Origin of the sequence: Rhodococcus sp. D-6 (assembly GCF_040256695.1) — a bacterium.
Lineage (GTDB): Bacteria > Actinomycetota > Actinomycetes > Mycobacteriales > Mycobacteriaceae > Rhodococcus > Rhodococcus pyridinivorans.
In genome coordinates this window covers 2,658,510-2,682,120 of the sequence record NZ_CP132970.1, presented here as the reverse complement: position 1 = coordinate 2,682,120, position 23,611 = coordinate 2,658,510, and the positions used below count along the sequence as shown (strand labels likewise).

General features: G+C 69.1%; 21 protein-coding genes and 1 pseudogene. 6 read left to right on the top strand and 16 right to left on the bottom strand.

Annotation, left to right across the window (positions count from 1 at the left end; genetic code table 11):
• Nucleotides 1–29: 29 nt before the first annotated feature.
• Nucleotides 30–1,760, top strand: a complete 1,731-nt coding sequence (gene glpD / locus RBB84_RS12650) for a glycerol-3-phosphate dehydrogenase (RefSeq protein ID WP_019288535.1) — start codon at nt 30–32, stop codon at nt 1,758–1,760.
• An 80-nt stretch (nt 1,761–1,840) separates the two neighbouring features.
• On the opposite strand, the gene RBB84_RS12645 is transcribed toward glpD, so the two are convergent.
• On the bottom strand, nt 1,841–2,362 hold the full coding sequence (locus tag RBB84_RS12645; protein ID WP_006550155.1) for a hypothetical protein: 522 nt from the start codon (nt 2,360–2,362) through the stop codon (nt 1,841–1,843).
• Nucleotides 2,363–2,562: 200 nt separating this feature from the next.
• Nucleotides 2,563–3,196 (bottom strand): annotated as a pseudogene (locus tag RBB84_RS12640) (oxygenase MpaB family protein); the annotation flags it as partial.
• A 159-nt stretch (nt 3,197–3,355) separates the two neighbouring features.
• Here RBB84_RS12640 and RBB84_RS12635 point away from each other — a divergent pair.
• A complete protein-coding gene (locus RBB84_RS12635; protein ID WP_052040027.1) occupies nt 3,356–4,024 on the top strand; it encodes a TetR/AcrR family transcriptional regulator in 669 nt (222 codons plus the stop codon).
• Here the strand turns inward: RBB84_RS12635 and RBB84_RS12630 are convergent.
• Genes RBB84_RS12630 through RBB84_RS12615 form a run of 4 tightly spaced genes read right to left on the bottom strand, consistent with a single transcriptional unit; the run spans nt 3,994 to nt 11,378 of the window.
• The gene (locus RBB84_RS12630; RefSeq protein ID WP_033097075.1) at nt 3,994–4,794 is read right to left on the bottom strand and encodes a DNA-formamidopyrimidine glycosylase family protein; all 801 of its coding nucleotides are present in this window, start codon (nt 4,792–4,794) and stop codon (nt 3,994–3,996) included. The two genes, RBB84_RS12635 and RBB84_RS12630, sit on opposite strands and share 31 nt — an antisense overlap.
• Nucleotide 4,795: 1 nt before the next feature.
• Entirely contained in the window at nt 4,796–9,358 is a 4,563-nt protein-coding gene (locus RBB84_RS12625) for an ATP-dependent helicase (protein ID WP_033097076.1), read from the bottom strand.
• Nucleotides 9,359–9,409: 51 nt separating this feature from the next.
• Nucleotides 9,410–9,970, bottom strand: a complete 561-nt coding sequence (locus RBB84_RS12620; protein WP_006550159.1) for a hypothetical protein — start codon at nt 9,968–9,970, stop codon at nt 9,410–9,412.
• Nucleotides 9,971–10,007: 37 nt separating this feature from the next.
• Nucleotides 10,008–11,378: an FAD-linked oxidase C-terminal domain-containing protein gene (locus RBB84_RS12615; RefSeq protein WP_006550161.1), complete on the bottom strand. Its 1,371-nt coding sequence runs from the start codon at nt 11,376–11,378 to the stop codon at nt 10,008–10,010.
• Between the two features lie 100 nt (nt 11,379–11,478).
• Between RBB84_RS12615 and RBB84_RS12610 the strand changes: the two genes are divergently transcribed.
• Nucleotides 11,479–11,736, top strand: a complete 258-nt coding sequence (locus tag RBB84_RS12610) for a Rho termination factor N-terminal domain-containing protein (RefSeq protein ID WP_006550162.1) — start codon at nt 11,479–11,481, stop codon at nt 11,734–11,736.
• 28 nt (nt 11,737–11,764) lie between these two features.
• Here the strand turns inward: RBB84_RS12610 and RBB84_RS12605 are convergent, their stop codons facing one another.
• A complete protein-coding gene (locus tag RBB84_RS12605; protein ID WP_033097077.1) occupies nt 11,765–13,270 on the bottom strand; it encodes an aldehyde dehydrogenase family protein in 1,506 nt (501 codons plus the stop codon).
• Nucleotides 13,271–13,363: 93 nt separating this feature from the next.
• Between RBB84_RS12605 and RBB84_RS12600 the strand changes: the two genes are divergently transcribed.
• The 3 genes from RBB84_RS12600 to RBB84_RS12590 all read left to right on the top strand — a co-directional run bounded on the left by RBB84_RS12600 (nt 13,364) and on the right by RBB84_RS12590 (nt 16,052).
• Nucleotides 13,364–13,771, top strand: a complete 408-nt coding sequence (locus RBB84_RS12600; RefSeq protein WP_231911950.1) for an Lrp/AsnC family transcriptional regulator — start codon at nt 13,364–13,366, stop codon at nt 13,769–13,771.
• Nucleotides 13,772–13,838: 67 nt separating this feature from the next.
• Complete coding sequence (lat, locus tag RBB84_RS12595; RefSeq protein WP_033097079.1) at nt 13,839–15,173, top strand: L-lysine 6-transaminase; 1,335 nt, start codon at nt 13,839–13,841, stop codon at nt 15,171–15,173.
• A 48-nt stretch (nt 15,174–15,221) separates the two neighbouring features.
• Entirely contained in the window at nt 15,222–16,052 is an 831-nt protein-coding gene (locus tag RBB84_RS12590) for a tyrosine-protein phosphatase (RefSeq protein ID WP_052040028.1), read from the top strand.
• A gap of 3 nt (nt 16,053–16,055) precedes the next feature.
• On the opposite strand, the gene RBB84_RS12585 is transcribed toward RBB84_RS12590, so the two are convergent.
• The 9 genes from RBB84_RS12585 to RBB84_RS12545 all read right to left on the bottom strand — a co-directional run bounded on the left by RBB84_RS12585 (nt 16,056) and on the right by RBB84_RS12545 (nt 23,610).
• Nucleotides 16,056–16,994 (bottom strand): hypothetical protein, encoded by a 939-nt coding sequence (locus RBB84_RS12585; RefSeq protein WP_033097080.1) that lies wholly within the window; start codon nt 16,992–16,994, stop codon nt 16,056–16,058.
• Nucleotides 16,981–18,123: a hypothetical protein gene (locus RBB84_RS12580; RefSeq protein ID WP_033097081.1), complete on the bottom strand. Its 1,143-nt coding sequence runs from the start codon at nt 18,121–18,123 to the stop codon at nt 16,981–16,983. Before RBB84_RS12580 ends, RBB84_RS12585 begins: the two co-directional genes overlap by 14 nt.
• Nucleotides 18,120–18,401 (bottom strand): hypothetical protein, encoded by a 282-nt coding sequence (locus tag RBB84_RS12575; RefSeq protein ID WP_006550170.1) that lies wholly within the window; start codon nt 18,399–18,401, stop codon nt 18,120–18,122. Before RBB84_RS12575 ends, RBB84_RS12580 begins: the two co-directional genes overlap by 4 nt.
• On the bottom strand, nt 18,398–18,715 hold the full coding sequence (locus tag RBB84_RS12570) for an SAV_915 family protein (RefSeq protein WP_052040029.1): 318 nt from the start codon (nt 18,713–18,715) through the stop codon (nt 18,398–18,400). The genes RBB84_RS12575 and RBB84_RS12570 overlap by 4 nt, the downstream gene beginning before the upstream one ends.
• Before the next feature lie 97 nt (nt 18,716–18,812).
• Nucleotides 18,813–19,175 carry a VanZ family protein gene (locus RBB84_RS12565; RefSeq protein WP_033097082.1) on the bottom strand — a complete coding sequence of 121 codons (363 nt, stop codon included), beginning with the start codon at nt 19,173–19,175 and terminating at the stop codon, nt 18,813–18,815.
• Nucleotides 19,176–19,178: 3 nt separating this feature from the next.
• On the bottom strand, nt 19,179–19,613 hold the full coding sequence (locus RBB84_RS12560; RefSeq protein ID WP_033097196.1) for a DUF1707 domain-containing protein: 435 nt from the start codon (nt 19,611–19,613) through the stop codon (nt 19,179–19,181).
• A gap of 119 nt (nt 19,614–19,732) precedes the next feature.
• A complete protein-coding gene (locus RBB84_RS12555) occupies nt 19,733–20,110 on the bottom strand; it encodes a DUF1707 domain-containing protein (RefSeq protein ID WP_033097083.1) in 378 nt (125 codons plus the stop codon).
• A gap of 128 nt (nt 20,111–20,238) precedes the next feature.
• Nucleotides 20,239–22,029: an acetyl/propionyl/methylcrotonyl-CoA carboxylase subunit alpha gene (locus RBB84_RS12550; RefSeq protein WP_033097084.1), complete on the bottom strand. Its 1,791-nt coding sequence runs from the start codon at nt 22,027–22,029 to the stop codon at nt 20,239–20,241.
• Nucleotides 22,030–22,149: 120 nt separating this feature from the next.
• A complete protein-coding gene (locus tag RBB84_RS12545; protein ID WP_019288523.1) occupies nt 22,150–23,610 on the bottom strand; it encodes a condensation domain-containing protein in 1,461 nt (486 codons plus the stop codon).
• Nucleotide 23,611: the final 1 nt, after the last annotated feature.

Here is a 23,611-nt window from a genome sequence, read left to right as displayed (position 1 = left end):
TACGTCGACGACTCACGGGAGCAGGTGCGGTGACCAACCAATCGGGTGTGCAACTCCTCGGACCGCAACAGCGCGCCGACGCCTGGCGTCGTCTCGCCACCGAACAGTTCGACGTCGTCGTCATCGGCGGTGGTGTCGTCGGGGCGGGAGCAGCGCTCGACGCCGCAACCCGGGGCCTGCGAGTCGCTCTCGTCGAGGCCCGCGACTTCGCGTCCGGCACGTCGAGCCGGTCGTCGAAGATGTTCCACGGCGGCCTGCGCTATCTCGAACAGCTCGAATTCGGTCTGGTGCGAGAAGCCTTGCGCGAGCGCGAACTCGCATTGACGACCCTGGCCCCGCACCTGGTCAGGCCGTTGAAGTTCCTCTTCCCGCTCACCCATCGGGTGTGGGAGCGGCCCTACGTCGCGGCGGGTATCTTCCTCTACGACCGTCTCGGCGGCGCGAAGTCCGTTCCGGCGCAGAAGCACCTGACCCGCTCGGGCGCCCTGCGGATGGTTCCCGGTCTCAAGCGCAATTCGCTCGTCGGCGGAATCCGCTACTACGACACGGTCGTCGACGACGCCCGGCACACCATGACCGTCGCGCGGACGGCCGCGCACTACGGTGCGGTGGTGCGTACGTCGACGCAGGTCGTCGGTTTCCTGCGCGAGGCCGACCGCGTGTCGGGTGTGCGGGTGCGCGACAGCGAGGACGGTTCGGTCACCGAGGTGCGGGCGCACGCGGTGATCAACGCAACCGGTGTGTGGACCGACGAGATCCAGTCGTTGTCGCGGCAGCGCGGCCGATTCCGGGTCCGCGCGTCGAAGGGCGTGCACATCGTCGTGCCCCGCGACCGGATCGTCAGCGATTCGGCGATCATCCTGCGTACCGAGAAGTCGGTGCTGTTCGTCATCCCGTGGGGCAACCACTGGATCATCGGCACCACCGACACCGACTGGAATCTCGACCTGGCGCACCCGGCAGCGACGAAGGCCGACATCGACTACATCCTCGACCACGTCAACCGCGTACTCGTCGTCCCGCTCACCCACGACGACATCGACGGTGTCTACGCTGGTCTGCGCCCGCTGCTGGCGGGGGAGAGCGACGAGACGTCCAAGCTCTCGCGTGAACACGCCGTCGCGCGGGTGGCGCCGGGGCTCGTGGCGATCGCCGGTGGCAAGTACACGACCTACCGCGTCATGGCCGAGGACGCCGTCGATCTCGCGGCCGAGGACATCCCGGCCCGGATCGCGTCGTCGATCACCGAGAAGGTGCCCCTCGTCGGGGCCGACGGGTACTTCGCGCTGGTCAACCAGACCATGCATCTCGCCGAGCAGTACGGTCTGCATCCCTACCGCGTCAAGCATCTGCTCGACCGCTACGGCTCCCTCGTCGAGGACGTGCTGAGCCTCGCGAAGGGCCGGCCCGAGTTGCTCGAACCGCTGACCGATGCCCCCCAGTACCTGCAGGTCGAGATGGTCTACGGCGCTGCGGCCGAAGGAGCCCTACATCTCGAGGACCTCCTGGCGCGCCGGACCCGGATCTCGATCGAATACCCGCACCGCGGGCTGCACTGTGCGGAGCAGACGGCCCGGCTGGTCGCTCCGGTCCTCGGCTGGGACGACGCGACGATCGACCGGGAGGTCGCGACCTACCGGGCGCGCGTCGAGGCGGAGATCGAGTCGCAGAACCGACCCGACGACGAATCCGCGGACGCGCTCCGGGCAGCGGCCCCGGAGGCCCGGCCGGAGATCCTCGAACCGGTGCCCATCACGTAGCCGCGGGCGGTTCGTGACGGGTGTCGGTGCGTGAGCACCGCCTTCGCGGCGGTCAGTGCGTGACACCGCCTTCGCGGCGGTCAGTGCGTGAGCACGACCTTCACGACGACCACGACCGTCGCGATCAGAGCCACCCCCACCGCGGCCGCCACGGTCCGGTGGGTCGGGCTGCGATTCTGTAACCGGCGCACGACGAATACGGTCGAGCCGATACGGATCAGCACGGCGACCTCGGCGAGGATGTGGGCCGTCCGGGGCTCGAGCCAGCCGACCCAGGCCGTGGCGAGCACGAGACAGGGCAATACCGCCGACGACAGGATGGGAACGGAGTCGCGGAGTTCCTCGATGCGTTCGCTGCGCGTGAGTTGAGCACCCGAACGAACGGACTGAGCGACCGACTCCGCGAAGACATGGGCGATGAACGTCGAGAGTGCGGTGCCGATCACGATCGCGATCCCGATGTACTCGGGCGAGGTCGTGATGGGGACGAGCGCGGCCAGCACCAGGATGTTGCCGTAGACGTAGGCGCTGATGCGGGAGGCCGCCGACTCCGGGGACAGAGGGCGGCGCCGTCCGGACGACAGGTACGAGGGCGTGGACACCTCGCTAGCGTGACACAGAACGCCCTCGTCGACGCCGCTACCGGAAGGGTGCGTCAGGGTGAAACAGAAGTGGGACGGTGGCGATCCGTCACCTTCGGGCTGTAGTGCATCCGCGGGTGGTAGCGGTATCGCCACGGAACGAGTTTCGTGCCGAGTCCGATGGCGCGACCGACGAGAGCGTGCGGTGCCGCCTCCGGTCGGCTCCATCGGTAGCCGAGCAGCTCGCGCACCGGCGGGTCGTACAACCCGACGGTGAGCCACAGGAAACCGGCCGTCACCAGCGGGCGGATCAACTTCCACACCTCTTCGGGGAACCACCGCAGGAAGGGCGGACGGTCGAGATTCGACAGGTCGAGTACGTCTCGGGTGGCCTTGTTGTCCTCGAGCACGGTGCGGCACCGCGGTCCCAGTACTCGAGGAAGTCCTCCCAGGATGCGGGGACCGAGTGCATCGGCATGCCGTACAGCCGGTACCACTGCACGTGCTCGTCGAACAGGCGGTGCTTCTGTTCGAGGGTGAGCGGGCCGTCGAACCACTCGATGGAGACGACGAGGCTGTAGAAGAAGGTCGCGTGCGCCCAGTAGAAGGTGTCGGGGTCGAGTGTGTGGTACCTGCGGCCCTTCTTGTCGATCCCCTTGATGGTGTTGTGGTAGCCGCGCACCTTCGCTGCGGTCTCCGGGGCGCGGGGACCGTCGAAGACGACGCCGTAGATCGGGTACAGCGATCGGTAGAGCCGTTCCCCCCGTTCGTCGAAGAACTTCGAGTGCTCCTCGACCCCGGCGCCGAGTCCGGGATGCATGTTCTGCATCGACCCCGCCCACGGCCGAAGAGCATGCCGCGCCGGCCGCCGAAGTATCGCCAGGTCAACGAATCGGGGCCCAGGGGTTCCGGTGGTTCCGGCCGCGCAGGGCGCGGTGCCGCGTGGTGCGACGACTCGGCGGTGTCCGGCCCGACGGACCCCTGACTACGCATGTTGTCAGGGGTCCGTCGGGCATGCAGTCGACGACGGGAAGCGACAAGGTGGACACCACGCGCCGCAGCTGGGCGGGCGTCGGCATCGACGAACGCCGTCGGCTGCGCAGGGAACGCCTCCTCGCGGTGGGCGTCGACCTGCTCGGACCGCCCGACGGCGCGGCAGCGAACGTCAGGGCCGTGTGCCGGGCCGCCGAACTCACCGAACGGTACTTCTACGAGAGCTTCACCGACCGCGACACCTTCGTCCGCGAGGTCTACGACCACGTCGCCGACCGCGCCCGCGACGCGCTGACCGAGGCGGTACTGTCCGCCCCCACCCTCGGCCGGGCCGAGGCCGCGGTGCGGGCGTTCGTCGAGCTCATGGTCGACGACCCCGCGAAGGGACGCGTGCTCCTCCTCGCCCCGCTGCGCGAACCCACAATCAGTCGGCGCGGTATCGAACTCGCCCCGGCCTTCGTCGCGCTGGTCCGCGACCAACTACCCCCGGGTGGCGACGAGGGACAGCGCCACATGGTGGCCGTGGGTGCCGTCGGCGCCCTCACCAGCCTGTTCATGAGGTACCTCGAAGGCGACCTCGCCGTGTCGCGAGACACCCTCGTCCGGCACTGCGTCGCGCTCGTCGAGGACGCCGGCAGGGCGGCGTGTCTACAGGGCGATCAGGGCGGGGATCCTTCCGGGCGCGGCTGACATCGCGGGCACCGGTAGACCACCCGCTCGGGATCGGTCGCGGTGCCGATCTCGCCGAACCGGATCGGGGTATGGCAGCGTCTGCACGGCTTCCCGCGACGCCCGTAGACCCACAGATTGTGGCCCGGACGACGGTCGCCGGTGGTGATACGGGTCGTCCGGTCGCGGTTCGCGACCAGCAACCGATGCGTGAGGTCGACCCACGCAGCGGGATCCCCGGCCTGCGCGACCGGGGTCCACGGATCGACGCCCCGCAGGAAGCACAATTCGGAGCGGTACACGTTCCCGACGCCGGCCATGATGCGCTGATCGAGCAGGGCCACCCCGATCGGACGGTCCGGGTCGCGCACGAGATTCGCCGCCGCACGCTCGGGATCCCAATCGGGACCGAGCAGATCCGGCCCGAGATGGCCCACGGCGTCGTCCTCCCGGTCACGGGCGAGCACCTCGACGATGCCGAGTTCGAAACCCACCGCCTGCACGTCCTCGGTGCCGAGCACGATGCGCGCCTTGTATCCGGGCTTGCGCCACCGTGTTCCGCGCGGATAGACGTGCCATTCGCCTTCCATCTTCAGGTGCGAATGGATCGAGACGTCGGCGACGCGGACGAGTAGGTGCTTGCCCCGCGAGACCACTTCGTCGACCGTGCACCCGGTGAAATCGGCCGTGGCGAAACGCGGAACACGGAAGTCCGTCTCTGTGAGCATCTTTCCCTCCAGTGCCGTTCGGAGGCGGTACGCGGCGCGGAACACGGTGTCTCCCTCGGGCACGTCAGAACCTCAGCCGGTAGCCGCGCGGGGTCGCCGAGAATCCCGCTTCGGCAAGATATCCGGCGAACTCGTGCCCATGGATCGTCTCACCGTCGACCTTCTCGACGACGATCTTGTCGACACCACCGCGTTTGACGCTCGCAGCGAGCGACGCGCATGCGCTGCGCAACCGGCCCGGATCGTCGTCGAAGGTGAGCAGCGTGCGTCCGCCGCGTTCGACGAACAGCACGAGCGCCCCGTCGACGAGCACCACGAGTCCACCGGCCTTGCGGCCCGGCCGGTGCCGCGGCGCGTCGTCGTCGGCCGACGACTTCGGCCACGGCAGTGCCGCACCGTACGGGTTGGCCGGATCGCACGCCGCGAGGGTGACGGCCGCGGTCTCCGAGTGCCGGCCCTCGATCGAATCCGAGAACGACCGGAGACGGTCGACGACCGACGGTGTCGAGAACTGCGCTCCGCCCAGCGAATCGACGAAGTAACCGCGGCGGCACCGGCCCGTCTCCTCGAACCGGCTGAGCACCTTGTACATCGTCGCGAATCCGCCGGGCACACCCTCGCCGACGACGACACCGCGGGTGACCACGCCGTACCGCTCGAGCAGCAGCTCGGCGGTGGTGTGTGCGCGGACCGTCGCGTCGGTCTCGCGTTCGGGCAGCATCGACCAGCGCCCGCTCACGGTCGGTGGCCCGGTGCGGCTCGGCAGCGTGGGCCGGGCCCGGTACATCCGGGCGCGCGGCGCCCGGCGCGGGGTGCGGTGGGCGGGCTTGGCACGGGAGGTGTCGCCGATCAGGGCGCGCAGCGGGGCGAGGGTGTCGCCCGCGATATGCCCGCTCCACACCAGCTCCCACAGGGCGTCGGCGACCGTCGTGTCGCTCGCCGTGGTGTGGAGGACGGTGACGGCGTCGACGAGTTGCCGGAAGAAGTACGCGCCGCCGCCCGAGAGCGACTCGAGGATCGCCCGGTGCACCGGCCCCAGCTCGATGTCGTCGACCGGAGCGAGGCTCGCCGGGGCCAGATCGGCCGGATGCAGTGCCACCCAGCCGTCCTTCCCGGAGATGGACCCGGCACCCGACCACAGGACCTCACCGGTCGTGGTGAGTTCGTCGAGCATCGTCGGGGTGTAGTCGCGCACGCGGGGAGCGAGGATCAGCGGTTCGAGGGCGCTCGCGGGCACCGGTACCCCGGCGAGTTGTTCGACGACGGTGAGGACACCGTCGATGCCGTAGAGCGCACTCGTGCCCGGGCCGGTGCCGAGGTGGTGCCAGTCGGGCAGGAATCGTCCGAGGGTCGTGGTACTGACGGGTTCGACGTCCTGCCGGGCGGCGGCGAGCGACCGGCGCCGCAGCCTTCGGAGCACCTCCGTGTCGCACCATTCCGATCCGCTCGCACCCGGGCGGAATTCGCCTGCCGTGACGCGCTTCTCGGACGCGAGCCGGCCGAGGACGGATTCGACGACCGCCGTGCCCAGTCCGAACCGGGCGGCGGCCTGCGCGGTGGTGAACGGGCCGTGGGTGCGGGCGTGCCGGGCGATCAGATCGCCGAGCGGGTCGGGGACCGGTTCGACGAACACCGTCGGGACCCCGATCGGCAGGGGCACGCCCAGCGCGTCGCGCAGCCGTGAGGCGTCCTCGACCGCCGCCCATCGGTGCTCACCCGCGTACGAGACACGCAACGCGCGGCGTTGCGCTTCGAGATCCTCGATCCAGGACGTCGGGTCGTCGGTGGTGCGCTCGCGCAGCTCGGCCTCGGTGAGCGGACCGAGCAGACGCAGCAGATCGGCGACGCCCTCGGCGTCGCGTGCGCGTCGCTGCGGGGTCAGGCGTTGCAGTTCGTGCTCGGCCTCGGTGATGACGTCGGCGTCGAGCAGTTCGCGCAGCTCGACCCGGCCGAGAAGTTCGGCGAGCAGCGTCGAGTCGAGCGACAGTGCCGCGGCCCGACGTTCGGCGAGCGGGCTGTCGCCCTCGTACAGGAACTCACCCACATAGGAGAACAGCAGCGACGTCGCGAACGGTGAGGCCGTGGGGGTCTCGACCTCCACCAGCCGGATCTTGCGCTGGGCGATGCTGCCGAGCAGGTCGCGCAGAGCAGGCAGGTCGTAGACGTCCTGCAGGCACTCGCGCACCGTCTCGAGCAGGATCGGGAAGTCGGGAAAGCGGCGAGCGACGTCGAGCAGTTGCGCCGATCGTTGGCGCTGCTGCCACAGCGGGGCGCGCTTGCCCGGGTTGCGGCGGGGCAGGAGCAGGGCCCGCGCCGCGCACTCCCGGAAGCGGGACGCGAACAACGCGGAGCCGCCGACCTGTTCGGTGACGATGTCGTCGATCTCCTCGGTGTCGAAGACGAAGATCTCCGAGCCGGGCGGGGCGTCGTCGGTGTCGGGCAGTCGGACGATGATGCCGTCGTCGGACGGGGTGGGGTGCGATTCGATGCCGTAGCGTTCGAGCAGCCGCGCGCCCACCGCGAGCGCCCACGGCGCGTGCACTCGCAACCCGAACGGCGAGTGCAGCACCAGCCGCCAGTCGCCGAGTTCGTCGCGGAACCGTTCGACGACGAGTGTTCGGTCGGTGGGCAGGTGACCGGTGGCGGTGCGCTGCTCGTCGAGCAGACGGATGAGATTTCCGGTGGCGTAGTCGTCGAGACCACCTTTGCGGCAGCGGGTCTCGGCGTCCTCCGGCGAGGCGTGGCCCATCTCGCGCAGGAATGCGCCGAGCGCGGCACCGAGTTCGGCGGGTCGACCCTGACTGTCGCCGTGCCAGAAGGGCAACCGGCCGGGCCGGCCGTAGGCGGGGGAGACCAGCACCCGGTCGAAGGTGATCTCCTCGATCCGCCAGCTGGTGGCACCGAGCGCGAAGACGTCACCCACTCGCGACTCGTAGACCATCTCCTCGTCGAGTTCGCCCACCCGCGTGTTCTTCTCGCCGACCATGTACACGGTGAACAGGCCGCGGTCGGGGATCGTGCCGCCGGAGGTGACGGCGAGCCGTTGGGCGCCGGGCCTGCCGATGAGGGTGCCGGCCGTGCGGTCCCATACCACCCGGGGACGGAGCTCGGCGAACTCGTCGGACGGATAGCGGCCGGCGAGCAGGTCGAGGACGGATTCGTAGACGCCGCGGGAGAGCGTCGCGAACGATCCGCTGCGCCGCACCGTGTCGAACCAGTCGTCGACGTCGACGGGTTCGAGGGCCGTGGCCGCGACCGTCTGCTGGGCGAGCACGTCCAGTGGATTCGCCGGGACCTGCAGCGCCTCGATGTGTCCCTCGACCATCCGCTCGACGGTCACCGCGCAGTGCACGAGATCGGTGCGGTGCTTGGGGAACAGCACGCCGCGTGAGGTCTCGCCCACCTGGTGCCCGGCGCGACCGACGCGCTGCAGACCGCTGGCCACCGAGGGCGGAGCCTCGACCTGGATCACGAGATCGACCGCACCCATGTCGATGCCGAGTTCGAGACTCGACGTCGCCACCACGCACCGCAACCGGCCCGACTTGAGATCGTCCTCGATCAGAGCGCGCTGGTCCTTGCTCACCGACCCGTGGTGGGCGCGAGCGAGCACGGGTGCAGCGCCGGCGGTGGTCTCGGTGGGCGATCCGAGCTGCGAAGGCGGTGCGCCCTCGCGGTCCACCTGCTCGCCGAGGCGTTCGGCCTGGATCTCGTTGAGCCGGGCGGTGAGACGTTCGGACAGTCGCCGGGAATTGGCGAACACGATCGTCGACCGGTGCTCGGTGATGAGATCGACGATCTGCTCCTCGACGTGCGGCCAGATCGACCCGGCCTGCGGTGTGGGTGAGAACGATTCCTCGTCGGGCTCGGAAACCCCGAGTTCGGTCATGTCCTCGACCGGTACGCGCACCGCGAGATCCCACGTCTTCGCCGAGGGCGGCGCGACGATCCGGATGGGGGCGGAACCGGCGAGGAACCGGCCGACCTCCTCGTGCGGTCGCACGGTGGCCGACAACCCGATGCGTTGGGCCGGCGCGCGCAGGAGCTGGTCGAGACGCTCGAGCGACAGCGCGAGATGCGCCCCGCGTTTCGTCCCCGCCACCGCGTGGACCTCGTCGACGATCACCGTCTCGACACCGACGAGGTTCTCCCGCGCGGACGAGGTGAGCATGAGGAAGAGCGACTCGGGCGTCGTGATGAGGATGTCCGGTGGCGTGCGCGCCATGGCGCGACGATCGGCCTGGGAGGTGTCGCCGGAACGCACACCGACGGTGATGTCGGGTGGCGTCAGACCGAGCCGTTTCGCGGTCTGGGTGATGCCGACGAGCGGAGACCGCAGGTTGCGCTCGACGTCGACGGCGAGGGCCTTGAGCGGCGAGACGTACAGCACGCGGGTGCGGTGCTCGCGCGCGGCGTGCTCGTCGGCCGGGGTGGACGAGAGCCGGTCGAGCGACCACAGGAACGCCGACAGGGTCTTGCCCGACCCGGTGGGGGCGACGACGAGCGTGTGGGCTCCCGAGGAGATCGAATCCCACGCGCCGAGCTGGGCCGGGGTCGGGGACTCGAACGCCCCGGCGAACCACGCCCGGGTCGGCGCGGAGAAACGATCGAGGATGTCGGTCACCATCCCATCGTCTACCCGCCGACCGACACACTCAGTCGCCGCACGTGAACCCGCTCAGTCGTCGTACGCGAACCGGGCGATCTGCCGGCAGTGATCGTCGGCCCAGGAGTTGCGGCCGCCGCGCATCAGTTCCGTCACGAGCGCCCGCGCCGGGGCCCGCCACGGCAGCGCCTCGAACTGCTCCCGCGCGGCGGGTTCGTCGCTCCACACCACGGACACCACGGAGCCCTCGTCGATGAAGGAGAGGCCGGGGGAGTCCGCCGCGAGCTGCTCGCGGGTCGAACCCGACGCCTTCTCCAGCTCGGCCCCCGACACACGGACGTAGCCGGCGAGGCTCCGCTGCCCGTCGGAGAGGTCGAGGAACATCCCTGCGACCGCCATGTTGCCGGCGTGCACCGACACCAGCGGCTTCCGCGGGTCGTCCGGCTCGCCGGCGGGAAGACACACGACGGACCAGTACTCGCATTCGCTCATGCGGGCGTTGGGCACGATCGACGACACGACGTCGCGGAGCCAGGCCGTGACGGAGCCGAACTCGGGATACTGTTCGAGCTCGCGGTACTTGGTCTCGCGCAGCGGCAGGGCGGTCGTTGACGGGGGCACACGGGTGTTCACGCGACGATTATGACCGCAGCCGATGTGGTGTGGGTCATCAGATCACCACGCCGGGATTCAGGATCGCGTTCGGGTCGAGCGCGGCTTTGATCCGCTCGGTCAACGCCATCACGTCCGGTCCCACCTGATCGGGTAGCCAGGCCTTCTTGAGCCGGCCGACACCGTGTTCACCGGTGATGGTGCCGCCGAGTTCGATCGCGAGATCCATGATCTTCCCGAAGACCGTCTGCGCCCGCGCCGTCATGTCCTCGTCGGCGGGGTCGTAGACGATCAGCGGGTGGGTGTTGCCGTCCCCGGCGTGGGCGATCACGGCGACGGTGACGTCGTGTCGGGTTGCGAGATCGGCGATTCTGCTCACCAGTTCCGGCAGTGCGGGGATCGGCACCCCGACGTCCTCGAGCAACAGGCTGCCGGTGCGCTCGACGGCCGGGATCGCCATGCGGCGGGCGACGGTGAACGCCTCACCCTCCTCGGGGTCGTCGGTCGCGAAGACGTCGTCGGCGCCGGCCTCGCGGCAGGCCCGCACCATGATCTCGATCTCCTCCGCGGCCGCGTTGCCGGGTGCGTCGGAGCGTGCGATGAGCATGGCCTCGGCGGTGCGGTCGAGTCCCATGCGCAGCATGTCCTCCACCGCCCCGATCGACGCCCTGTCCATGAATTCGAGCATCGCCGGTCGCAGGACCGCGGTGATCGCGACGACCGCGTCGGCGGCGGCCTGCACGGTGGCGAAGGTCGCGACCATCGTGGACGCCGGTGGCGGCGGTGGGACGAGGCGCAAGGTCACCTCGGTGATGACCCCGAGAGTGCCCTCGCTGCCGACGAACAGCTTCGTCAGCGACAGGCCCGCGACGTCCTTGACCCGCGGACCACCGAGCCGCACCGCGGTACCGTCGGCGAGGACCACCTCGAGTCCGAGCACGTAGTCGGTCGTCACCCCGTACTTCACGCAGCACAGCCCACCGGCATTGGTGGCCGCGTTGCCGCCGATCGTGCAGATCTCGAACGACGACGGATCCGGTGGATACCAGAGTCCGTGTTCGGCCGCGGCCTGCTTCACCTCGACGTTGAGCAGACCGGGCTGGACGACGGCGGTGCGGGTCGCGGTGTCGACGGTGATCGCCCGCATCTTCTCGGTGCTGAGCACGATCCCGTCGGCGAGCCCGCCGGACCCGCCGGACAGACTCGTGCCGGCACCGCGGGGCACTACCGGCACCCGGTGGGCGTTCGCCCACCGCAGTGTCGCCTGCACGTCCGCGGTGGATGTGGCCCGTACGAGCGCGAGGGGAACCGCGGCGTCCGGGTCCTGCGCCCGGTCCTGCCGGTAGCCGGCGAGGATGTCGGGATCGATGATCAGTGCGCCGGCGGGCAGCTGCCCGCGGAGTTCGTCGAGCAGGTTCCCTGGATACACGCCCCAGGTCTACCACAGGATGTGTCACAGGCCACAGATCCTCTGATTGGGTGAAGTGTCGTCGGGTACCCCTTCCGCAGGACACGGAAAGGAGAAGACGATGCCGAATCCGTCGATCAAGAACGAGAAGATGTACGAGGACCTGCGCGAGGACGGTGCCTCCAAGGAGAAGGCGGCCCGGATCTCCAACGCGGCTGCGAACGAGGGTAAGTCGCAGGTCGGGAAGAAGGGTGGCAAGTCCGGCTCCTATGACGACTGGACGGTCGACGACCTGAAGAAGCGTGCGAAGGAACTGGGCATGACCGGTTACTCCGACATGAAGAAGGACGAACTGATCGACGCACTGCGCAACCATTAGCCAGCCGCCCGGACCCCCGAGTTCGGGATCAGCCGAATTCGACACCCTGGGCGAGGGGCAGCTCCGTCGAGTAGTTGACGGTGTTAGTCGCCCGCCGCATGTACGCCTTCCACGCATCCGATCCGGATTCGCGCCCGCCGCCGGTGTGCTTCTCCCCGCCGAAGGCGCCGCCGATCTCGGCCCCCGAGGTGCCGATATTGACATTCGCGATGCCGCAGTCGGATCGGGCGAGGAACAATTCGGCCTCGCGCTGGTCGAGCGTGAATATCGCCGACGACAGGCCCTGTGGTACACCGTTGTGCAAGGCGATCGCCTCGTCGAGGTCGTCGTAGTCGAGGACGTACAGGATCGGGGCGAAGGTCTCCTCGCGCACCACCTCGGTCTGCGCCGGCATCCGGACCAGTGCGGGGGAGACGTACACGCCACCACCGGTGACCTCCACCCGTTCGCCGCCGACGACGAGCGTGCCCCCGTCGGTCTGCGCGCGGTCGAGCGCCGCGGTCATCGCCTCGTAGGACCGTTCGGAGATGAGCGGACCCACGAGGACACCCTCGTCCAGCGGATTCCCCACCCGCAGACGCGAGTACGCCTTCGCGATGCGCTCGACGAACTCGTCGGCGATCGATCGGTGCACGATCAGCCGGCGCAGGCTGGTGCAGCGCTGGCCCGCCGTGCCGGCTGCGGCGAACACGACGCCCCGGACGGCGAGGTCCTGATCGGCGGACGGAGCGACGATCGCCGCGTTGTTGCCGCCGAGTTCGAGCAGGCAGCGACCGAACCTCGCCGCGACCCGCGGCCCGACGATCCGCCCCATCCGGGTGGAGCCGGTCGCACTCACCAGGGCGATACGGGGATCGTCGACGAGCGCCTCACCCACCCTGTGGTCGCCGAGGAGCAGGTGATGGAGACCGCCGGGGGCGCCGACGTCGGCGGCGGCGCGGCGCAGCAGCGCGTCGCAGGCGAGGGCGGTGAGCGGGGTGGTCTCCGACGGTTTCCACACCACCGGGTCGCCGCACACCAGCGCGATCGCGGTGTTCCACGACCACACCGCCACGGGAAAGTTGAACGCGGAGATCACGCCCACCACGCCGAGCGGATGCCAGATCTCCATGAGCCGGTGCCCGGGCCGCTCGGACGGCATCGTCCGCCCGTAGAGCTGTCGCGACAGACCGACGGCGAACTCACAGACGTCGATCATCTCCTGCACCTCGCCCGCGGCCTCCGACGGGATCTTCCCCGCCTCCAGGGTGACGAGCTCGGCGAGATGCCGCTTGTGCTCGACGAGCAGTTCGCCGAGCCGTCGCACCACGCGGCCGCGCACCGGAGCGGGGACGTCGCGCCACTGTTCGAAGGCCTGTGCCGCCGCCGTGATCGTCGCGTCGACCTCGGCGGCCGAGTGGACCGGAAGGTGTCCGATCACGCTGCCGTCGACCGGGCTGGTCACCGCGAGCGCCGCGTCGTCGGGCAGGGCGTCGACACCGCACTGTCTCAGAGCGGTCGCCGCGCGATCGGCGAGATCGGTGGTCGCATTCATCGGTGAGCTCCTTTATTGCTCGGATACCCTGCGCTGGTGCCCGAATCCTCGAGAAACGACTCGTCGAAGGAGTCGCTGGACGACATCGATCGGATGCTGCTGCGCGAACTGGTCGCCGACGGTCGCGCGACGCTCGCGGCGCTCGCCGAGAAGGCAGGATTGTCCGTCTCGGCCGTGCAGTCGCGGGTGCGTCGACTCGAGGCGCGCAACGTGATCCGCGGATACAGCGCGCGCGTCGATCCCGAAGCGCTCGGGCTGATGTTGTCGGCGTTCGTGGCGATCACCCCTCTCGACCCGTCGCAACCCGACGACGCGCCGGCCCGCCTCCGGCACATCTCCGCGATCGAATCGTGTCATTCGGTGGCAGGCGACGAAAGCTACATCCTCCTCGTGCGTGTCGAGTCTCCTCGCGCTCTCGAGCGGTTGCTGCAGGAGATCCGGGCGACCGCCGATGTCGCCACCCGCAGCACCGTCGTTCTGCAAACATTTTACGAACGATAGGCCTCTGCGCCGTAAATGTTGCTGTGATACCGGGTTTGTCCCGTTGAGTCTCGCGTACGGTGGGGTCATGAGCACTGCATTCCGAAACCCGGACGGTGCCGAGAATCTCGCCCCCGACCGGGTACACAGCATCCTCGGCCGGCACATGCTCGCCGACGGTTTCGACCTCGTCCTCGATCTCGACCGCTCCCGCGGAGTCCGCCTCGTCGACGCCCGGGACGGAACGACCTATCTCGACATGTTCGGGTTCTTCGCGTCGTCCACGCTCGGGATGAACCATCCTGCGCTGACCGATCCGGAGACAGCGCACGAACTCGCCGCCGTCGCGGCGAACAAGCCCAGCAACTCCGACATCTACACCGTGCCCATGGCGCGCTTCGTCGAGACCTTCGTGCGCGTTCTCGGCGACCCGGCGCTCCCGCACCTGTTCTTCGTCGACGGTGGTGGGCTCGCCGTGGAGAACGCGCTCAAGGTGGCGTTCGACTGGAAGAGCCGCCTCAACGAGTCCCGCGGTCTGTCCGCCCACCCGGGCGGTTCGGTGCTGCACCTGACCGGGGCCTTCCACGGCCGCACCGGGTACACCCTGTCGCTGACGAACACCGATCCGGTCAAGACCGATCGGTTCCCCAAGTTCGACTGGCCGCGGATCGACGCGCCCTATCTTGTCGAGGGCCGTGATGTCGCCGCGGCCGAGGAGAAGGCCCTCGAACAGGCCCGACGAGCCTTCGCCGAACGCGCCCACGACATCGCATGCTTCATCGCCGAACCGATCCAGGGGGAAGGCGGCGACCACCACTTCCGTCCCGAGTTCTTCCGGTCGATCGCACAGCTGTGCCGGGAGAACGACGCCCTGCTGATCTTCGACGAGGTGCAGACCGGCGCCGGCACGACCGGCACCGCATGGGCCTACCAGCAGCTCGGCGTCACCCCCGACATCGTCGCCTTCGGCAAGAAGACTCAGGTGTGCGGGATCATGGCCGGCGAACGTATCGACGAGGTGCCCGACAACGTGTTCGCCGTGAGTTCGCGGATCAACTCGACGTGGGGCGGCAATCTCACCGACATGGTGCGGGCCCGTCGCATCCTCGAGGTCGTCGAGCACGACCGGCTGATCGACCGCGCCCGGTTGAGCGGAGCGCACCTGCTGTCGGGGTTGCAGCAGATCGCCGCGCGACGACCGGTCGTCACCGAGCCGCGCGGACGCGGACTGATGTGCGCCGTCGACCTCCCGACTCCGGAGATCCGCGACGAGGTGCTGCGACGGCTGTACCGCGACGAGCACGTCCTCGTGATCGGGACGGGCACGCGCGGCATCCGCTTCCGGCCGCCGCTGATCGTCACCACCCACGAGCTCGACGAGGCCCTCGACGCGCTCGACAGGGTGACCTCGCAGTACGAATGACGGGGCGGGTCCCCCTGTTCGGGGCCGCACGGCGGTAGCTTGTCGGATATGGCCGATGCACTGGACGAGACCGTGACCGGCGGCGAGTCCTTCGCGATTCCGTCGCTGGTCAACCTGAGGGACATCGGCGGTTGCCGGAGTTCGTTCGGCGGCGTGGTCCGCACCGGGGTGGTCTTCCGCTCCACGGACCTCAGCCGCCTGACCGACACCGACGTCGAGACCCTCGAGGCCCTGAGCATCGCGACGGTTTTCGACCTGCGCACGCTCGAGGAACAGCAGCGCCGTCCCGATCGTGTCCCCGACGGTGCCCGGCACCTCGGGCTCGACGTCCTCGCCGACCGGCAGAGCGGATCGATCGCGGCCGCGCTGCCGGAACTCGTATCCAACCCGGAGCTGGTGGCGCAGACACTCGGGGACGGTCGTGCTGTCGAGTACCTGCGGCAGAGCTACCGCGAGTTCGTCACGCTGCCGAGTGCCGTGGCGTCGTACCGGACCCTGGCGAGCACCGTCGCCCACGGAGACGTTCCAGGGCTCGTGCACTGCAGTGCCGGCAAGGACCGCACCGGCTGGGCGGCGGCCTCGCTGCTCCTGTTCGTCGGCGCCGACCAGGAAGCCGTCTTCGCCGACTACCTGCGCACGAACGACGAACTGCTCCCGCATTTCGACGACTTCTTCGCCCGGTTCGCATCGCTCGGCGGCGATCCGGAACTGATCACACCCCTGCTCGGTGTGCGTCGCGAGTACCTCGAGGTGGCGATCGAGGAGGCGCTGTCGCGCTACGGAACCATCGAGCAGTACTTCGCCGCCGGACTCGGTCTCGACGACGACACCCTGCAGGCACTGCGGACCCGGCTCGTCGATCCGGACGTGACCGCCTGACCGTCACCTCGGCGCCGGCGTGCTCAGGGTTGGCACGGGGACCGGACCGTAGCGTCGCCACCGCGGTCCGGGTGCGTAGGAGCGCAGCTCGTCGACTCGGCGTGCGACAGCGTCGGGATCGGCGAGTTCGGCGCGAGCGTCGGGGTCGCGGAGATAGTGGTCGAGCACGGCGTCGAGGAGTTCGGGAGCGATCTCGAACCGGCGCCGGTCGATGCGGGCAGTATGACCGGGGTGGCGTCGGGATGAGGGACGTAGGTCGCCGTCCTTGCGGTCGTCGATGATCCGCCACGGCAGTGGAACCCGCGAACTCGTGGTGGCGCCACGCGCCGGTAGGGCCGGCACGACGACATAGAGGGGATCGGCCAGTACTCCGGACGCCGTTGCCTCCCAGGGGATCCAGGTGTCCGTGGCGTGATCGCTGAAGCGGATTCCCTCGGCGGAGAGTGTGATGTAACCGGGGCGTAGTTTGTGTCGGACGATGAGGAAGCAGTAGCCGACCTGCCACGCGCAGGCGAGGACGGCCAGGACGACGTTGATGTCCAGCCGCTGTTCGTCGGGCTCGCCCGTCAGCCAGATGAGCCCGAGGAGCATGAGCGTGAACGCTCCGATCTGGACGAAAGCGATCCGGAACACCCAGGACGACTGCCGCAGAACCAGCGCCGGTGCCGTGGATCCGGTGTCCGCCGTGATGTGGTCCGCCTTCGTGCGAGGGCTGTACATGAGGAAGCCGAGCACCGGATACATGAGGATCGTGGCGCTCAGCGCCAGGATCACCGGCCAGCCCCTGGGCAGTTCGAGGGGAGCCCCCTGTGCTGCCTGCTCGATCAACACTGCCGGGACGAGCAGCAGGAAGACGAGACCGACGATTCCGGTCCCGAGAACGACGAAAGGGGCACGCGAGTCGCCGTAGGTGCGGAGACCGTGGTCGTCAGAAGATGGCATCGAATGCTCCTCGTCCCAGCCTGGCCAATCCTCCGATGGAGGCACCGGCGAGTTCTTTGGTTGCGCTTGCAGCACTTCCGACTTCGGCCAGGCCAGCGCTGAAGGATCCACCGATCGATTTCGTGCTCGACTCGTAGAGATTGTCGACCGCGCCGGAGGTGAAGATTCCGGTGACCGTCCCTGCTGCTGCGCCGACCACCGCTCCGAACGCCGTGCCGGCGCCCGGAACGATCGACCCGACCATCGCACCTGCCGCGGAACCGGCGGCTATCGATGCTCCGAGACCGAGGCCGTTGGATACCACGGCCTGTTCGAGGGACTCACCACCCGCGAAATAGTCGAGCCCGACACCGGCGACAAGACCTATGGTCCCCGCGGCCCGGCCGGCGGTCCGGGACATCGATGCCATGTCGTCGAGGCGTCCGGTGGTCGCCACCAGATCGTCGAGTGGTTCCCGCGCAGAACCGAACAGACGTCGTAACTCGTCGTAGGGTGTGTCCGGCGAAAGCGAGAGAAATCGCTCCATCTCACGGATCGCCTCGGTCTGGAGGTGCTGCTGCATGGTGAGGAGGTCCGCGATCCTGCCTTGCAGGTTCTTGTCGACGTAGTCGAGCGCGGTGCTCACGAGGAAGGACGCGGACCACGGGTGTCCGGTCCAGGTGTTCGTGGCGGTTGCGACTGCGACGGACCAGCGAGCGTGCACCGCCTCGGCGGCGTCACTCGCTTCTTGATATGCCGAGGTCCTCCGGAAAGCGGCTTCGTCGTCACCCGGGGGAGGATTACCGATCGTGTTGCATACGACCGGCAATCCCGCGGCCAAGGCACGAGCGCGGATGTCGGCCATGTCGGACAGGGCGCGCGACAGTTCGTCCGACAGGTCCGCGAAGACATCGGCGGTCTTCGATGTCCGCGCGTGGAAATCGTCGATGGCGTGGACGTGTTCGCTCGACCTGCCGAGATAGGTCTCGGAAGCGTCGCCCTCCCAAGCGTCGTCGGCGATGCGGCGCGCCCGGGCTGCGGCGTCGGCGACGTTCCCGATCGTGGTGCCCAGCGTCGTGCGGATCCAGTCCTCGACCCGTCGGATATCGGTGGGGTTGCCGGCGATGAAGGTGTCGATCGGCACGGTCACTCCGACCAGGTCCGGACGAGCGCGGCGGCGGCCTCGTCGTCGGCTTCCCGGTACGTCTGCGCTGTGGTCGTCAGCAGGCCACCCGTTCCGCCGAGCACCTCGACCATGCCGGCGAGGTCGGTGACGATCTGCGCAAGCATGCCGGTGAGCGGACCGGTCGCGAGACCCGCGTCCACACTCGTGGGGCAGGTGTCGACGAGATCCGCGGTGTCGGTGGCCGCACCCGTGTAGATGCCTGCGGCCCGATCGAGTTCGTCGGGATCGACGTACAGGCTCATCTCGCGTCTCCGGAGGCCGGGTGCCGACGTTCCGCTTCGGGTATCGGGACGTCGAGCAGCAGCGAATCCCACGGCTGTGCCTCCCGCAGTCGCGGGAGCACGTGCGTGGGCAGCACCAGCCACGGTTGCCCGGCGCCGCAGCAGGAGTGGAGACGGTCGAGCGCCGTGTAGGCGAGCAGCGCGATGCGGCCGTCGCTGAGATACCGATAGTCGACGGTGGCATCGGCCGGATCCGGGACCGCGTCCGCGCAAGGTAGATAGAGATACGGCGGGAGCACCGTCGGTAGTGCGTCCGCGACCTGTTCCTGCGACATTCGTTCCCCCGTGAGCAGCCTGTCCGATCCCCCGTCGGACTGTCGGCGCGAAGGAGGCTACCAGCGGCAGGTTTTGTGACGAATCACGGGTTGATGCTTACGGTTTCGACCGTCCGCGAGAACGTGAGCCGACGAGGGCCGCGACGGCGAGGCCGATCGCAACGCCGGCGAGATCGGCGCACCAGTCCCAGAACGAGCCGGAACGCCGGACAGCGACGGTGGCCTGGAGGATCTCCGTCAGCACGCCGTAAAGGCCCAGCCACACCACCGTGACGACGGGGGAGATCCGTGCGTAGCGGGAGCAGAGCGCGAGCGCAAGGAACATCAGCGCGTGTGTGACCTTGTCGGCGTGCGGCGGGCCGCTCGGCACCGTGCTGCCGGGGGAGAGCAGCATCGCGGTGATGACGACGACCGCGAGGATCAGGGGCAGTGCACGATGCCGGAGGAGCGTGGACGGCACGGTTCAGGCGTTCTTCTTCTCACCACGGTGGGTGTCGGCGTCGTCGGTGCTGTGCCCGTCCCGGTCGCGACCGGCGAACAGGACGATGCCCACGGCGGGGATCAGCAGGAAGAACAACCACGTGTCGAAGGTGAAGAACAGCACGAGCGCGACCAGCGGCGTCAGGCCCATCACGACCTCGCGCCACCGCTCGGGAGCCTTCTTCGGGATGATCACCGGAAGATCGTCCCGGGTCGTGGCCGAGCTATCGGTGAGGTGGGCGGGCAGGTCGGTGAACAGCACGTCGAGATCACCGCGCGTCCCGGCCGCCGACGCCATCGCGCTGCGTTCGTCGAACTCCGACAGCGTCAGCCGGCCGAGCGCGAAGTGCTCGCCGAGCAGGTCGAGAGCCTCACTGCGTTCTGCGTTGCCGATCCGGACGTCGGGGTGTTCGGGCATGCCGGCCACACTAACCTGTGCCGTCGGACCGGCAACAGCCACGGGCACCTCTCGAAGAGCTGTGATATCCGCTACAGGATCTCTGCAACAGCAGAAGGACGCGGCCGGGTACCGCGAGGTCAGGACGGCCCGCGGCCCTCGCCGAGGAGCCGGTAGGCCCGGCGACCCGCGACGAACAGCACACCGAAGGCGATGAGCAGCGCGATCGGGTGCCGGAGGACGACGATCACGAGCAGCGCGACCAGGATGAACGGAACCAACGTGAGCAGCTGTTCCGCCAGATCGCGTGGCCCGGTGGTGGCCATCGCGGCCGGCGCCGAGGGCAGGTCGGCGAACAAGGGGATCAGGTCGCCACGCACCGTGGCCTGCGTGGCGAGTGCGACCCGCTCGTCGAATTCCGCCAGGCTGAGACGGCCCGCGGCGAAGTGCTCGCCGAGCAGCGCTACGGCTTCTTCACGCTCGGCGGTGCCGATGCGGATGTCGGGGCGGTCGGCCATGACTCCAGGCTAGTGGTTTTTCGCGCGCATGAGCCGGTCACGGGGGCCCGACACGGCGAGGTCCCCCGCATCGTGAGCGATGCGGGGGACCGTCGGCCGTACTGCTCGAGCGTTGCTCGGGCGGGGTCCTATTTGATCTCGGTGAGCACGGTGCCCTGGGTGACCGCGGCACCCGGCTCGACCGCGAGGCCGGTGACGACGCCCGCCTTGTGGGCGTTGACCGGGTTCTCCATCTTCATGGCCTCGAGCACGGCGATGAGCTCGCCCTCGGCGACCTCCTGGCCCTCGGCAACCGCGACCTTGACGACGGTGCCCTGCATGGGTGCGGTCACCGCGTCGCCCGACGCCTTGCCGGCGCCGCCGCCACCGCGCTTGCGGGGCTTGGGCTTCTTGCGGATCGCGCCGGCGCCGCCGCCGTTACCGCCGAGCGAGAACTGCCCGGGCAGCGACACCTCGACGCGGCGTCCGCCGACCTCGACGACGACGTTCTGCCGCGGCAGGGCCTCGTCCTCGTCCTCGATCGGGGCACCACCGGTGTACGGCTCGATGGTGTTGTCCCACTCGTTCTCGATCCACTTGGTGTAGACGTCGAACTTCTCGCCGTCGCCCACGAACGCCGGGTTCTCGACGATGTGGCGGTGGAACGGGATGACCGTGGCCAGGCCCTCGACCTCGAACTCGGCCAGCGCGCGGGCAGCACGCTGCAGCGCCTGCTCGCGGGTCTCACCGGTGACGATCAGCTTGGCGAGCATCGAGTCGAACTGGCCGCCGATGACGTCGCCGGCGACGACACCCGAATCGACGCGCACGCCGGGGCCCGTGGGCTCCTTGTAGACGGTGATCGGGCCGGGAGCGGGGAGGAAGCCGCGACCGGCGTCCTCACCGTTGATGCGGAACTCGAAGGAGTGGCCGCGCGGGGTGGGATCCTCGGTGAGCTCGAGCTTCTCGCCGTTGGCGATGCGGAACTGCTGACGCACGAGGTCGATGCCGGCGGTCTCCTCGGTGACCGGGTGCTCGACCTGCAGGCGGGTGTTGACCTCGAGGAAGGAGACGGTGTCGCCCTGCACGAGGTACTCGACCGTGCCGGCGCCGTAGTAACCGGCCTCGCGGCAGATGGCCTTGGCGGAGTCGTGGATGCGCTTGCGCTGCTCGTCGGTCAGGAACGGCGCGGGGGCCTCCTCGACGAGCTTCTGGAAGCGGCGCTGCAGCGAGCAGTCGCGGGTGCCGGCGACGATGACGTTGCCGTGCTGGTCGGCGATGACCTGGGCTTCGACGTGGCGGGCCTTGTCGAGGTACTGCTCGACGAAGCACTCGCCGCGACCGAAGGCGGCGACGGCCTCACGGGTGGCCGACTCGAACAGTTCGGGGATCTCCTCGATGGTCTGCGCGACCTTCATGCCGCGTCCACCACCGCCGAAGGCGGCTTTGATCGCGACCGGCACGCCGTACTTCTTCGCGAACTCGACGACCTCGTCGGCGTTCTTGACCGGGTCCTTGGTGCCGGCCGCCATCGGGGCCTTGGCGCGCTCGGCGATGTGGCGGGCGGTGACCTTGTCGCCGAGGTCGCGGATGGACTGCGGCGAGGGGCCGATCCAGATGAGGCCGGCGTCGATCACGGCCTGGGCGAAGTCGGCGTTCTCGGAGAGGAAGCCGTAGCCGGGGTGGATGGCGTCGGCGCCGGACTTGGCCGCGGCGTCGAGGATCTTGTCGAACACCAGGTAGGACTCGGCCGAGGTGTTGCCGCCCAGTGCGAACGCCTCGTCGGCGAGCTTCACGAACTGTGCGTCTGCGTCCGGTTCGGCGTAGACGGCGACACTGCCGTAGCCTGCGTCCTTGGCGGCTCGGATGACCCGCACAGCGATTTCGCCGCGATTCGCGACGAGCACCTTCGTGATCTGCGCGCTGGCATGACTGGGCACGGAGCCTCCTGTTGATCGATCGTTAGGTTATTTCCGTCGACGGGCAGTCTAAGCGCCATTCGGATCGACGATGTAACCGGATGCCCGTATACATTACGGCGGCCGTTCGAGCGCACAATGCTACTCACCGGTAGGTGGGACTGCCGCCGTTTCCGGCCGTGCGATCCACGGTCCACCCACCGCGACCTCGTGCATCAGTTCGCGGGTGCGCGTCAGAAGGCTCGGGACGTTCTTGTCCGCGACCGTATTGTCTGGAAATCGCGCCGACATGTTCACACCCTCGGGCGTGCGGTTGATCCAGACGTAGACGTCGTGGGTGAAGCTGCGGCTGCGCAGCGCCTGAGCGTTCCATTCGGGCCACTGGGCGGCCATCGGTACGAACCGCACGTCCATGTACGAGACGACGAAACGTGGACGGATGGGCACGCCGAGGAGTTCGCCCACCCGCGCGAACGGCACTCGTGCGCTCGCGCGGGTGCGGTGCAGTTCGTCGCCGGCCCGCATCGCCAGGGTCTCGAAATCCGTTGTGTCCGTGAGTTTCAGATCGATCGGACGCAGGCCGACGAACCATCCGAGCGAACCCGCCCAGATCGGCCCGGCGCGGGTGTGCGCGGGCGCGACGGTCCGGAACCGATCCGCACCGGTGAGTTCGGCCGTCGCCCGGCCGAAGCACGCCAGCACGCCGGCGAAGAATCCCGTCCCGGCGCGTCGGCAGCATGCGGAGAAGGCGCTCGCCTCGTCGTCGTCGAACCAGCGTTCCGACAGTCGTTGCTGGGGTGTGGCGTGCGCGGGTCGCGCCCCGATCGGGAGGGGGAAGGCGGGCGGTTCGCCGCCGCATTCGGTGAGGGTCCGCCGCCAGATCTGCACGGCCTCGTCGTCGTCGTCGAGATGCGCGGACTCGTCGCGTTCGGCGGCGCCGAAGTCGATGTAGCTGCCCACCGGGAACAGGTCGGCGGCGCGACCGGTGCGCTCCTCCTCGTAGAGCGCCGAGATCTCGTGCGCCACGAGCACCACCGAGTACCCGTCGATGATGGAGTGGTCGGCGCCGAAGAAGACTGTGAACCGCTCGTCGGTGTCCTTCGCGCTTTCTGCGCTGTCGGGATCCCCGTCCGGTGTCCGCTCGAGCGTCGCGAAGACGTAGGACGGCCACAAGTGCGGGGTCGTGTAGTCGTCGAACAGACCGAGCAGGTGCTCGTGGATGGTGTCGGGATCGGCGGGATCGTGCCGGATGGGTCGCACCGACACCCGGCCGGGGGGAGCGGTGCGCCGCACCAGACCGCCGCCGCTCTGCTCCTCGTCGAGGTGCGCGTGGCTGCGCAGCGGTTCGTGCCGATCGATCCAGCGCTGCAGGGCCCGCCGGAACCGCTCGGTGTCGAGGGGCCCGGGGACCTCGAAGGCCGTGCCGAGCCAGGAGTCGCGGCCCCCGCCGTACCGGACCCCCGAGGTGCGCCTGAGATGCGCCTCGTGGATGTACGAGGCGGGACGAGGGTCCTCGCGCCAGTCGTCCTCGGCCGCACACGGCAGCCATTCGGTGAGAACGCCCGGGGGGATCCGGTAGTCGGCGAGCTCGGTGAACTCCATG

Coding starts and splice junctions, on each gene's coding strand:
- RBB84_RS12600 (WP_231911950.1), top strand. CDS start 13,364: ATGCTGCTGCGCGAACTGGTCGCCGACGGTCGCGCGACGCTCGCGGCG.
- RBB84_RS12545 (WP_019288523.1), bottom strand. CDS start 23,610: ATGGAGTTCACCGAGCTCGCCGACTACCGGATCCCCCCGGGCGTTCTC.
- RBB84_RS12605 (WP_033097077.1), bottom strand. CDS start 13,270: ATGAATGCGACCACCGATCTCGCCGATCGCGCGGCGACCGCTCTGAGA.
- RBB84_RS12625 (WP_033097076.1), bottom strand. CDS start 9,358: ATGGTGACCGACATCCTCGATCGTTTCTCCGCGCCGACCCGGGCGTGG.
- RBB84_RS12585 (WP_033097080.1), bottom strand. CDS start 16,994: ATGCCATCTTCTGACGACCACGGTCTCCGCACCTACGGCGACTCGCGT.
- RBB84_RS12610 (WP_006550162.1), top strand. CDS start 11,479: ATGCCGAATCCGTCGATCAAGAACGAGAAGATGTACGAGGACCTGCGC.
- RBB84_RS12575 (WP_006550170.1), bottom strand. CDS start 18,401: ATGAGCCTGTACGTCGATCCCGACGAACTCGATCGGGCCGCAGGCATC.
- RBB84_RS12590 (WP_052040028.1), top strand. CDS start 15,222: ATGGCCGATGCACTGGACGAGACCGTGACCGGCGGCGAGTCCTTCGCG.
- RBB84_RS12560 (WP_033097196.1), bottom strand. CDS start 19,613: ATGCCCGAACACCCCGACGTCCGGATCGGCAACGCAGAACGCAGTGAG.
- RBB84_RS12555 (WP_033097083.1), bottom strand. CDS start 20,110: ATGGCCGACCGCCCCGACATCCGCATCGGCACCGCCGAGCGTGAAGAA.
- RBB84_RS12570 (WP_052040029.1), bottom strand. CDS start 18,715: ATGTCGCAGGAACAGGTCGCGGACGCACTACCGACGGTGCTCCCGCCG.
- RBB84_RS12635 (WP_052040027.1), top strand. CDS start 3,356: ATGCAGTCGACGACGGGAAGCGACAAGGTGGACACCACGCGCCGCAGC.
- lat (WP_033097079.1), top strand. CDS start 13,839: ATGAGCACTGCATTCCGAAACCCGGACGGTGCCGAGAATCTCGCCCCC.